Annotated in this window: 12 protein-coding genes; 4 read left to right on the forward strand and 8 right to left on the reverse strand. The window is 62.3% G+C overall.

Annotated features, from left to right (window positions below; all coding sequences use genetic code 11):
* The first annotated feature begins 95 nt into the window (after window positions 1-95).
* Both FGM15_08905 and thpR read left to right on the forward strand, forming a co-directional pair.
* Window positions 96-386: a hypothetical protein gene (locus FGM15_08905; protein MBU3665975.1), complete on the forward strand. Its 291-nt coding sequence runs from the start codon at window positions 96-98 to the stop codon at window positions 384-386.
* 208 nt (window positions 387-594) lie between these two features.
* Complete coding sequence (thpR, locus tag FGM15_08910) at window positions 595-1287, forward strand: RNA 2',3'-cyclic phosphodiesterase (GenBank protein ID MBU3665976.1); 693 nt, start codon at window positions 595-597, stop codon at window positions 1285-1287.
* Window positions 1288-1290: 3 nt separating this feature from the next.
* Here the strand turns inward: thpR and FGM15_08915 are convergent, their stop codons facing one another.
* From FGM15_08915 to FGM15_08930, 4 genes are all read right to left on the reverse strand, one after another.
* Complete coding sequence (locus FGM15_08915) at window positions 1291-2343, reverse strand: sugar phosphate isomerase/epimerase (GenBank protein MBU3665977.1); 1053 nt, start codon at window positions 2341-2343, stop codon at window positions 1291-1293.
* 1311 nt (window positions 2344-3654) lie between these two features.
* Entirely contained in the window at window positions 3655-4320 is a 666-nt protein-coding gene (locus FGM15_08920; protein MBU3665978.1) for a hypothetical protein, read from the reverse strand.
* Between the two features lie 56 nt (window positions 4321-4376).
* Window positions 4377-5588, reverse strand: a complete 1212-nt coding sequence (locus tag FGM15_08925) for an RtcB family protein (protein ID MBU3665979.1) — start codon at window positions 5586-5588, stop codon at window positions 4377-4379.
* On the reverse strand, window positions 5576-6793 hold the full coding sequence (locus FGM15_08930) for a CapA family protein (protein MBU3665980.1): 1218 nt from the start codon (window positions 6791-6793) through the stop codon (window positions 5576-5578). The genes FGM15_08925 and FGM15_08930 overlap by 13 nt, the downstream gene beginning before the upstream one ends.
* A gap of 597 nt (window positions 6794-7390) precedes the next feature.
* On the opposite strand from FGM15_08930, the gene FGM15_08935 reads away from it, so the two are divergent.
* Window positions 7391-7843 (forward strand): Hsp20/alpha crystallin family protein, encoded by a 453-nt coding sequence (locus FGM15_08935; GenBank protein ID MBU3665981.1) that lies wholly within the window; start codon window positions 7391-7393, stop codon window positions 7841-7843.
* Window positions 7840-8301, forward strand: a complete 462-nt coding sequence (locus FGM15_08940; GenBank protein ID MBU3665982.1) for a hypothetical protein — start codon at window positions 7840-7842, stop codon at window positions 8299-8301. Before FGM15_08935 ends, FGM15_08940 begins: the two co-directional genes overlap by 4 nt.
* Here the strand turns inward: FGM15_08940 and FGM15_08945 are convergent.
* The 4 genes from FGM15_08945 to FGM15_08960 all read right to left on the reverse strand — a co-directional run bounded on the left by FGM15_08945 (window position 8255) and on the right by FGM15_08960 (window position 11574).
* A complete protein-coding gene (locus FGM15_08945; GenBank protein ID MBU3665983.1) occupies window positions 8255-8980 on the reverse strand; it encodes a response regulator transcription factor in 726 nt (241 codons plus the stop codon). The two genes, FGM15_08940 and FGM15_08945, sit on opposite strands and share 47 nt — an antisense overlap.
* The gene (locus FGM15_08950) at window positions 8977-9990 is read right to left on the reverse strand and encodes a sensor histidine kinase (protein MBU3665984.1); all 1014 of its coding nucleotides are present in this window, start codon (window positions 9988-9990) and stop codon (window positions 8977-8979) included. The genes FGM15_08945 and FGM15_08950 overlap by 4 nt, the downstream gene beginning before the upstream one ends.
* Window positions 9987-10744, reverse strand: a protein-coding gene (locus tag FGM15_08955) for an IS5 family transposase (protein ID MBU3665985.1) whose coding sequence is annotated in 2 segments (ribosomal slippage) — window positions 9987-10429 and window positions 10429-10744 — 759 coding nt in all. Because the reading frame shifts where the segments join, the coding sequence is not laid out codon by codon here. Before FGM15_08955 ends, FGM15_08950 begins: the two co-directional genes overlap by 4 nt.
* Before the next feature lie 107 nt (window positions 10745-10851).
* Entirely contained in the window at window positions 10852-11574 is a 723-nt protein-coding gene (locus FGM15_08960; protein ID MBU3665986.1) for a DUF3293 domain-containing protein, read from the reverse strand.
* Window positions 11575-11613 lie beyond the last annotated feature (39 nt).

Below are 11613 nucleotides of genomic sequence, written 5' to 3' on the forward strand. Positions count from 1 at the left end.
ATGGGCGCGCGGTTCCCTTGCATTCGCAATACGGAGCCGCGTTTGCACGGGGCCACCCTGCTTGTGGGGGCGGGGTGGCCCACCTTTTTTCTTCCGTGAAAAAGCTGCTGTTGCTCTTGCTGGCATCGGCGTTCTTGCCTGGCTGCCTGACGGTCGAGCCCGATGGCGGTGCCGTCGAATGCAGCGCCTGCGAGATGATCTGGCTCCGCCTCGATCCCTCGACCGGTATTCCCGGAACTTACCTTGTGGCCCACGGTAAAAAGCGTCGTCCCTGCCGCTCCTGCGCGAGAATCGCGGAAGCTTTCTTCGGCGGTGCAGAGCTGCAACCGCGCTGCCAACGCTGCGGGGGCGGCCTCGCCTACCGCGCTGTCAACATCCTCCGCTGAAAAAACAACGCCCCGCCGGTTTCATCCGGCAGGGCGTCCTCGGCGGTGACTTGCAATTAATCGATGTTGCCTTTCATCCAGCCGAAGTTTTTTTCGCTATGCATCCATGCTGCGGCCTATGCGTGCGGGTCGTTTGATCGACTTGCCGCTATGATGCGAGATCCGGCGCTCCTCCTGCGCGATCGCCTGTTTCATCACCGGATCGCGGATGCCACTGGTGCCACGCGGGACTTCCGCAGGCTTGGCCGGAACGGCCGTTTGCGAAAGGTTGGTTTTCATGACGCCATTCGACAATATGCGCGGGTCTGATGCCATGGGGGGAAAGCCCCAGCCGTTCGCGGGGGAGTCTACGGCGGCACCGCATGTCCACGCGCGGAATGCACGGCTGTTTCTCGCGCTTTGGCCCGATGCCGGGGCGCGTGACGCGCTCGTGGACTACGTTTCCTCGTGCCCCTGGCCGGAGACTGCACGGCTTGTGTCGCCGGAGAAATTTCACCTCACGCTCCACTTCATCGGCTTGTTTCCCGAGGATCGCATCGAGGAACTGGTTCGCACCATGCCCGGCGGATTTGAACCGTTCGAGCTGTGCTTGAACCGCATGGAGGTATTGCGCCGCGGCACTGTGGCCTTGGTGCCGGATCCGGTTCCGCGGGAGCTTCTGCGTTTGCACCGACTTGCCGCGCGCTGTCTTGCGGGCGTCGGTGTGCCGTCGTCCTCCGGGGAATTTTGTCCGCACCTCACGCTCGCCCGCAGGGCGCGGGGAATGCATCCCGTCCGTTCAGCGGCGGCACTGCAGCGCGTGCGTTGGAACGTGCGCAGCTACGACCTTGTGGAATCCGTCGCTGGCGGACATGCCTATCGCGTGATTTCGCACCACGAAGCTGCAAAGGGCGGTGGATAGTTTCTACACATGCGGCACGGTCGTTGGTGCGGACAGCGTGAGTCTCCGCGCGCGGCCGCGCAGGTAGGAGCGTCCGCGTCGAGCGCGCGCCATCACGGATGCCGCATCGCCGGCGCCGCTGATTTCCAGCATCAGCGCGCCGTGGAATCTCACCGCCGCAAGTTCCTTGAACAGCGCCGTCCAATCGATCCTGCCATCGCCGGGCGCGAGGTGATCGTCGGCATGGCCTTTGTTGTCGTGGACATGGAGCAAGCGCAGGTAGGGCGCCATTTTGTAAACGAGCGCGTAAAGGTCGCCCGAGAGGAAAGCGTGTCCGGTGTCGAGGCAGGCGCCGACCTCGTTTGTTTCGAGCGCCGCCAGGATCCAAAGCAAGTCGCTCGGGCTGCCGAAAAGCAGGTGCGGCAACTTGTTTTCGAGCGCGCAGCGGATGCCGAGTTCCGTGCAGCGGGCGGCGACGCGGTTCAAAACAGCAGCCACGTTTTCGATGCGAACCACGCGCTCGTCGCGCGACGGGATGTCGGTATGTTCGGGCCCCGGATGGATCACGACATAGTGGACACCGAGCACCGCAGCCGCCTCGACGGCCCGCAGGATCTCGTCTGTCGCGTATTCCCTCCGCGCGAGATCCGGCGAGGAAATGTCGATGTCGTCGGCGAACGGCGCATGGAACGAATATGCCTCCATCCCGAGCGCCTCGATGTGCAACGCGGCCTCGCGCACGTCCTTCATTTCGCGGTAATTCAGGTGCTCGGGTGCAAACACGACCTCGATCATGCTGAAGCCGCTCTCGCGGATGGTCTCGAGGCAATCGACCAGACGCGTCTGGTGGAAGCATCCCGTGGACAATCCGATCGGCCAGTTCATCGGGCGGCGGCTCCTTCCGCCAGTGAATGGATGCGGTGCGGTGCGGCGGCCGCGGACCGGTGTTTCCGTCCAGGTGCGCCGTGTTTTTCCGAGTCGAGAATTTCCTCCGCCTCGACGGACACCGTTGTGCCCAGCCCCGCGAAGATGCGCGTGTAGTAATCCGCCCGCATGGACGGCGAATAGTCCTTCCATTCTTCTCCCCAGCGGTAGTCGCGCTCGAACTTGGAACGGATCAATCCGGCGATGTGCCGGGGATGCCAGTTTTTTTGCAAGAGCGCCATCGTGACATTTTTCATGCCGATCGGGCGCAGCAGCAGATCGTTGGGGTGGCGCAGCGCTTCGCGGGCGGGCGCCGGCAGCTCGTGCAGCGGCGTGCGATCGTAGGTCTCCGGCCAGCGGCGCGGATCGTCATGCGCTGTGGAGTGGAAAAAATCGTGGAACTTCCTCAGTCCCGAACCCAAGTAGTGATGCAACAGATGCTCGGTTCCGGGGGTCTGGTCGGGGATCCTGCACTCCGAATCGCGCGCCATTTCGGCGGCGAGATCCGGATCGCGCATGGCGCCGATACTTTCGCGCAGGTCCGCACCGTCGGGCGTGACGAATATGATCGGGCCGATGCGCTGGAGGTTTGCGCGACCCACCGCCCACGGTTGCTGCCAAGGCTTGAGGTAGCCGCTGAAAGGAACACGGACCGTTCGCATGGGCAGCGGGTCGGCATATTCGGAAAGGTCGATGGATATCATCTCGCGTCCGCGCTGCGAGGGGGCCACCTCGACCGCCGTCATTTCCACGGGAATCACATTTTCCGTCGCGGAAAGCTCGGCTGCGAGCCGAGCGACGAATTCCATCAGCAGGCCCATCCCGGCGAAGGCGCAGGTGATCGACGGTGCATCGAGTCCGTCGCGCCTGCGCATCACGTAGCAATCCTGCAGCTGCGTGGCGCGTCCGATCTCCGCCAACCGGGCGAAAACCTTGGATGTGCGGCAGACACGCCACACGAAATGATGGCCGCGCCCGCTCAGAACGTGCAGCGCCTCGATTCCGTAGTGCGCGAGCACGCGCTTGACGGATGTCTCCAGCGGTTCCTGCAGTGCGAAGGCGCGCGCGGGGTCGAGATAGACGTCCGCCGGAAAATCAAAATTCACATATTCGATGTCCAAGTGGGCGAGCAGCGACTCGCAATCGGCCAAGGACCGGCAGATATCGCGTCCCGCATCCAGTTGGGCGGGAAGTTCCCAAGGCAGCAGCGGTGTGCGCAGGGCCGTGTCCGTCCCGTCGGCCGTGATGTATTCGCAGGTGAAATCGCCCGTTTCGTCCCCGCCGAGAAATTCCTGCATGCGCGCGCGCACCGCGGGGCGGCGGTAATATTCGCGCAGTGTTTCGACGATGTCCGGCATGGCAAAAATTCGGCGGCACCTTTTTCCGGCCGCCACGTCATAAGAGAACACGAACGCGCAACGCGGAAAAATGGGGAGATTCCCGCAGGTGCCTCGGCGACTTGTCTCAAGTCTCTCCGGTTGCAGGCTCCGTCACGTGGGCTTTCCTGCCCGGACGTTTTACCGGCAGGTGCAATGTGCTCGTCACGTGATTGCGAACCCTCGATCCCTTGTCACGGCGCTCGTAGTAGCGCAGGAACCGCTCCGTCTGCTCCGCGTGGAGGTAATAAGTGTCGAACACCTCGATGGCCGCGATCTTCGACAGGGGCATCAGGACGCGCTCCCCGTCCTCGTCGTCGAAGCCCACGAAATCCTGGTCTGTCTCCCGCAGCGTGAATTCGACCGATCGCCAATCAGCGTGGTCCACCTTGCGGTAAATCTTCGGCTTACCCTGCAGCGGCGTCCAGATGCGCAGGATCACCGGCTCGGAAGAAATTTCACGGTCTTCGGTCTGGCGTCCGTTTTCCTCGATCGGCCACGCGGGCGGCTGCGGGAAAAGAGTGCCGCCGAAATAGTCGAGGACATTGACGCAAAGGATGCATGCCAGGTTCACGTGGCATTCCAGTCCGTGCGGCAGGGCGAAGTTGTAGAAGGCGAGCGCCCCGTCACGCTCGCACTGCAGCGACGCCAGCAGGCGGCTGCGCTCTTCCGCGTCGATGTAGGTCACGAGGGGTTCGGTGAATCCCGCAAGCGCGGTGACCACCTCGAAGGAAGGTATGACTTTTGTTTTCATGGTGCAGCAGCCTGGCGCATGGCGCGGCCCCGCTGCCATGGGTGCTTTCCCCAATCTCAATCCTCGGCACGGTGGCCCTCCGGACACATCTTGACGATCCTCGGATCGAACCGCGCCACGACATCCACGAGGTCGGATTGCGCGGCCATCACTTTGTTGATGTCTTTGTAGACCATCGGCACCTCGTCGATTCCCGCGCTGAGGAGCCTGACTCCGTGCTCCGCGAGCACCTTGCGGGCGTCGGACCATGTGAAAGTTCTTCTCGCCTGGTGACGGCTCATCACGCGTCCTGCGCCGTGGGCCGCCGAATGCAGCGATTCCTCGTTGCCTCTGCCCCGCACAAGGAAAGCCGGCGATGCCATCGATCCGGGTATCACGCCGAGCACACCCTCCTGCGCCGGCGTCGCGCCTTTGCGGTGGACGATGACCTCGCGCTGCTCACCGTCGATCAGGTGGGTTTCTTTCCACGCGAAGTTGTGGTGGTTTTCCACATCGATGACCGGCGATTCGCCCAGAGCCCGCGACACGGCCCGGTGGATGAGGTCGTGGTTGGCCGACGCGTAGCGTCCCATGAGTTGCATGGCATCCCAGTATTCGCGGCCCGCGGGAGAATCGAGAGGGAGCCACGCGAGATGCTTCAATTCGGCCGGCAACGCGGGATGCATTTGCATGGCAAGCCGGCTGTAGTGCCGGCAAACCTGCGCGCCGGTGCCGCGGCTGCCGCTGTGGCTGAGAAGCGCGAGATATTCGCCCGCGGGAATCCCGAAACGCACGGCGTCCGCGGGCCCGATGCAAAACACGCCGAATTCGACGAAATGGTTCCCGCTGCCGCTCGTGCCGAGTTGTCCCCACGCCTTGTCGCGGCAGGCGGTTGTCACGGGGCTTACATTCCAGTTTTCGTCCAGCACGGCATGTCGCCTGCGTTCGCGGAACGCCGCCCCGACACCGAACAGCGTTTCGCGCTGCAGGATGTGCGCGAGACGGTCCGATTCCGCCGCGATCCGCTCGCCTTTGATGTCATAGACGGAAAGTTTCATGCGACAGGCGATGTCCACCCCGACCGCATAGGGGATCACCGCGTTCTCCACGGCCAGCACGCCCCCGATGGGAAGCCCGTAGCCGATGTGCGCGTCGGCCATCAGCGCGCCGCGCCGCGATACCGGAAGACTGCAGGCGTTTTTCATCTGCCGCACGGCTTGTTCCTCGAGGCCGGTGCCCCACTGCTTCCACGGAGCGTGCGGGGAGGGCGATGTCGTCAGTTGTTCCATCGCAGATGCCAATGTCCGTGCGGGTCAGTTTCCACCGTCGTCCCGGACGACAAGTTGTTGTTTCCCATCATTCGCAAAAGTTCGCGACGGTCGCTGTCGTCCGCGTGCTCGAGCCGGAATTTGCGCAAGCGCAACGGAATGATTTCCAGGTCCTCCAGCCGGCCGGTGCCGGTCTCAAGCGTCACGGCGTAAAGACAAACCGCGTCCGATCGCGTCGTCCTTGCCGTCGTGATTCCCTCGTAATCGTTGATGAGGTCGCCGCAGCCGTAAAGGACCAGCTTTCCCCGGTGGACTTCCGCCGGGAGCGGGTGGTGCGAGGAATGGCCGTGAATCACGTCGGCCGCGCCCGAATCGATGAAACGCCGTGCAATGCGACGGTGGCTCGGGGGAATTTCCTCCACCCAATTTTCGCCCCAGTGGATCGAAACCACGACGATGTCCTCCTTGCGCCGCGCCGCGAGCACGCGTCCGATCGTCCTTTCCAGCGCGCCATCATCCGGCGCAAGCATGTCCACGCCGGGAGATGCAGCCGCGACCCACGATGGCGGCACACCGCAATCGTCGGTTGCGAAGGAAAAAACCAGCAACCTTGATCCTTCCCCGAGGTCCAGCACGGCAGGAGCTGCCGCCCCGGCGGCATTGCGACCCGCCCCCGCCGTGGCGATGCCGGCACGGTGCAGCGCATCCAGCGTGTCACCGAGCCCGCGCGCGCCCCAATCGAGCACGTGGTTGTTGGCCAGCACGCAAACATCGACGCCGGCCGCGGTGAGGCATGCGGTGTTATCCGGATGCATGCGGTAATGGATGCCTTTCCCCGGCCAAGGCGTCCCGTCGGCAGTGATGGCTGTTTCCAGGTTGATGATCGTGCAGTCCGCCCCGATGCGATCGATATCTCCGAGCGCTTCGCCCCAGATGTAACCAGGCGCGATGGGCGCGGGGATGCGTCCGTTCGCCCGCTCGGCCAAGGCCACATATTCGCGCGCATCGCGCGCCCACGTCTCATGCAGCTCCGGCGTGCAATGCCTGTGCATGACCTGATCGATACCGCGTCCGGTCATCACGTCGCCAGCCAGAAGCAGAGTAATCATGCGCATCGTTTTCCGATCCGGGTTCGAGCATGGATCGCATCGCCGGGATTTCCACGGGCATTTCACCCACCGTGCAAGGGTCCGGGTAGCGCGCACAATTCGCCTCCGCCGTTGCATGGGGTGGATTGCCCGCGCTCTTCACCCCATGGAACGGCCGTGCCGACGCGTGCGATAGAAGATCCAGCAAAATGAACCCGACAAAACAAACCGATTGCGACGACGGCGTCTTTCACTTCGAAAATCTGAAGCTTCTGCTTCCGAGGGAAATCCTCAGACCGGACGACGCCGGTCGAGCGGCTTCCCCGGAAGAAGAGAACCGCTCCGACAGCGCGGAAGATCCGCCGTCCGAATCCGCGGGCTGACTCCGCATGGCCGCCATGACAAGACCACCAAGCGCACGCATCAAGCGCCGCAGGTTTTACGTGATCCGCGGACCCGAGAGCAAAAGACCTTTCGTCGATCCGGGATGGTGGACCGCGATGCAAAGGGAAATGCGCGCGCAGGACGCGCAGAAAGCCGCGGCGCGGCGCCGGCACGCGTGAGCCGCAAGGGGCAGGTGGTTCTTCACCCCATTGTTGTGCGCGCATTCCCCCGATCCAATGAATTCACGCCGGATGTCCCGGATTCCGGGAAGCATCAGGCGGCGCGGGCAGCGGTTCCGGCGGACGCCGCTCGCGCGGAAAACACCGCCGGGAAAACAAACCAAATCATCAAATGAACGAACTCAGTATCTGGAATCCCATGCGGGAAATGGAGAGAATGTCCAACCGGTTCAACCGGATCTTCGGACGTTCGCTCTGGCCGCTGTCGAGCGGCGAGACCTTCACGACGGAGTCCCAGTGGGCGCCCGACGTGGATGTCATAGAGAACGACAAGGAATTCATCATCAAGGCCGACCTGCCCGATGTGGAAAAGAAAGACGTCCACGTCTCGGTGCAGGACGGTTCGCTCTGCATCACCGGCGAGCGCAAGGGCGAAAAAGAGGAAAGGGGGCATCGTTTCCACCGTTTGGAGCGTTCCTACGGGAAATTCGAGCGTTCCTTCTATCTGCCCGACGCGGCCAAAGGTGTCACGCCCAAGGCCGAGTTCAAGAACGGCACATTGACGGTGCATCTTCCGAAAGCGGAAGAGGCACAGGCCAAGACGCTGGAAGTCCCGGTGTCTTGAGGCGCAAGCCGCCGTGTGCGCCGCGCGACGGCGCGCACGGTGCAAGCCTCGCCGTGGTTTTTCACCGCCACACCTCGCTGTTTATTGCGGCGCTGATGCTCGCGGTTTCCGCGCCCTTGCAAGCGGAAATCAGCCGCCACGGGTTTCTCACTCTCCATCCCGGCACCGATGCCGCGGTCTTCCGCAGCAATGTGGATGAAGCACGCCAACGAAGCGGGCCATTGCGCCTCGCTGTTCGTTTTGGCGCTGTGCAAAAGGGGATCCCCGAACTGGATGCCGGGGAATTTTTCAAATTGCTCGCCTATGCTCGGGCGTGCGGGGTGCGCGTGGTGCTCCGGCCGGGCTATGCGGATCTCACGGTGCGCTGCGGCTCTTCCGCGCCGCGCGAACTCGCGAGCATTCGGGGCCGTTTTAGCTCTTCGCCGTCTTCGATTTCGACGGTGCGATTCCCCCGGTAAGCACCGGGTGCATGGTGAGCTGGGAGGGATTTTCCACCAGACCGGCCGAGATCGCGTAGCGCGTAAGACCGGCGGTGTCATGGATGTGCAGCTTGTTCATCGCGCTCTGCCGGTGTTTCTCCACCGTCTTCATGCTGATGCCGAGCTTGTCGGCCATCTGCTTGTTGGCATTGCCTTCGGCCACCAGTTGCAGCACCTCGATCTCGCGCTCGGTGAGCGTGTCGGTCTTCCGCCGCATCAATTTGCGTCCACCCTCGGTCTTCTCGTATTGCTCGAGCCGCTTTTTCACGGCGGGCGAGAAGGCCTTCATTCCTGCGGCCACTTGGCGCACAGCCCCCGCCAGCACGTCGGCTGCCGACTTCTTCGAGACAAAGCCGTCAACCCCCGCTTCCAGCGCGTGTTGGATGAAGAGGTCGTCCTCATAGGCGCTGAGCAGGATGATGCGGGTCGAAGCCGAGCGCCTGCGGATGTGCCGTGCCGCATCCAGCCCGTTGAGATTGGGCATCGCGATGTCGAGCGTGACGACATCGGGTTTGAGCTTCGCCGCCTTCTCCGCGCCCTCGCGGCCGTCGGAGGCCTGGCCGACAACTTTCAGGTCTTTCTGCTGCGAGATGATGGTCGACAATGCGTCGCGCATCATTTGGTGGTCGTCGATGATGAGTATGGTCGTCTGTTTCATTCGTTTGTCTTGTTCATGGGGAAGAACGCCCTGACGGTCGTTCCCTGGTCGGGTTTGGCCTCGAGCATGAATGATCCGCCGAGCAGTTCGGCCCGCTCGCGCATGCCCAGCAGGCCCAGATGGCCGTTGGCCTGCGCTTGCAGGACGCGTTCCGGCGTGAAAGAGCAGCCGTTGTCGCTGATCTCGAGCCGCAGCATCCCGTCGGATGCTTGCAGATGCACCCGTGCTTTGGACGCACCCGAATGCTCCTCCACGTTCTGCAGAGCCTCCTGCACCAGGCGGAAAAGGTGGGTCAGGTCGCTCTTGTCGAAATGCGCGACGGAGTCCAAATCCACGCGAACGTCGATGCTGATGGGGGTTCGGCTGCGGAATCCCTCGACGTGCTTTTCCAGCGCCACGGCGAACCCTGCCGTGTCCAGAAGATGCGGACGCAAGTCGCGCGCGAGCGTGCGCACGTCTTCGAGCGCGGTGTCCAGTTGCTCGCGCAGATCGACCAGTTCCTGGCGCAGCCAAGCCGGGATTTTCTGGTCCTGGGCCAGCGTGATGCGATTGGTCACGGAGCAGAGGATCTGCGCGATGTTGTCGTGCAACTCGCGACTCACCATGCGCTTCTGGTCTTCCTGTTCGCGCAAAGATTGCTGGGCCAGCTTTCGCACCTCATCCAAATGCGCGCTGATCTCCGTATCGAGATCATGCGGATGCCGGCGATCCAAAGCGTAGGGATATTGCGGAGCAGGAATCTCCGAGCCGGCAGCTTCGCCCTTGCCGGTATCCGCGGAAGAGCCGTTCCCATTGGTCGATTTTTCTGGCTTGCCGGAGGGTCTCCGCAAGCCGGGGGAGCGGCGTTTCTTATTCATCGTCAACAACCCGATGCGATCGGTGGCTGAGAGCGAGTTCAGGATATTAATATCCTGATATCGCGAAGGTCGAGCAAGCCTTATTCTCTCTTTGGTGCCTTTCACAGGATCGGGAAGCATAGTGCTAGGGCCTGTTAACACTACCTCGTTCATCGCAGGGCTTCGACGATGAGCGCCAAAACGATGAAGCCGGCAAAGACGACATCAAGTTTGTCGAAGCGACAGAAGACGCGTCGGTAACCTTTGAGTCGCCGAAAGAGGCGTTCGATCTCGTTTCGCCGCCGATAAGCTGCGCGATCGTATGGCCAAGGCTTCAAGCGCTTGGGGTTGGGTGGAACCACCGGTTCGTAGCCCAACTCTCTGGCTAGTTCGCGTGTTTCATCGCCTTCGTAGGCGCAATCCATGAGGAGTTGGCAGCCCGGAGGGGCTGGGCCACCTGCTCGCAGCAGCTCGCGCCCGTGCGGCGCGTCTCCGGCTTGGCCCGGGGAAAGCTTGAGCATCAAGGCGCACCGAGCATTCGCGGCAACCAGATGAATCTTGGTGGTGCAGCCTCCACGGGAGCGTCCGATCGATTGCCGACCGTTTTTTTTAGCGCCCCGGTGCCGTCGGGGTGAACTTTGATCGTCGTGCTATCCAGGCTCACGCATTCGATGCGGATGGCCAGGATTTGCTCGGCCTGCAACCGGGAAAAGACCCGGTCCAAGACCCCCGCTTTGCTCCAGCGGTTCATGCGGGTGTAGATCGTGTGCCAGTTGCCGAAGTGCTTGGGTAGTCCGCGCCACTTGCAGCCATGCTCTACCACATAGAGCAGGGCGTTGATCAGTTGCAGGTTGGTCAGGCTCACGTTGCCGCGCTGACGCGGCAAGCAATCGGCGATGCGATCGAACTGCTGCTGGGAGAGTTCCATGCCCAACGAGCATACCGCATAGTAGCCGTAGGTCAATTAGTGTTAACAGGCCCTAGATGACCAAAAGCGGTGCCGCTCAATGCCGGTGGGGGCTCATGACGCAAAAATCACTTTTGCCAGACGGTGTAGCCTTTAGCGCGGAGTTCGGCGGCAAGTTGTGCTTCCTTGCACTCGGCTTCGGCGCGGACCATGAGCGGAATATCGCGATAGAGCGCCGGGACAAGTCGGACTCCGTAGCGCCGAACGATCGAGGAGCTTTGCTTTCCGCCAGCTTTGTGGATTTCGAATCTTTGCTCCGGAGTTCTGGCCGTGGATCCGACGTAAACACACTTCATCTTCGGATTGGCGTTGGGATTGGCTTCCTGGACTCTCCTGACGCTCCGCGCCTCGTCAGCCAGCTCGATTACGTAGAGGCAGCAGCACCTCGCCCTGTCGGCCGAGGTGAGGAGTCGTTCAGACCAGAATCCCACGTGCTGACGCTCCCCGGTGCTGCAGCTCACGACATCAAGTTTTCCACCTTCGATCCAGTAAATGGCATTCTGCGCGAACTCACGACCGAGATTGAGCGCATCCTGCAACCCGCACCCCCAAACGGCAAAGCCGGGTTCGCGGTGCTTGCCGTCCGCCGACACACCGGTAACCCCGTGGCGTTTCAGGCCAAGCCGGCTGATGGTTTTCCTTAACCGAGTCGTTGCCAATTTATCAGCTTCCTCATTGGTGCCCTGCCCAAGCGGGTTGCAAGCAGTCGCGATCGCGAAGGCGTCGGGCCAGAGTGATGGCGCCGGTTCCTTGGGGACAAACCGCGTGTTGATATATTCCGGAAGGATCATGATGCGGAACTGGTCCGACAAGCCACTGAGAACTGCTGA

Source organism: Chthoniobacterales bacterium (assembly GCA_018883245.1).
GTDB lineage: Bacteria > Verrucomicrobiota > Verrucomicrobiia > Chthoniobacterales > JACTMZ01 > JACTMZ01.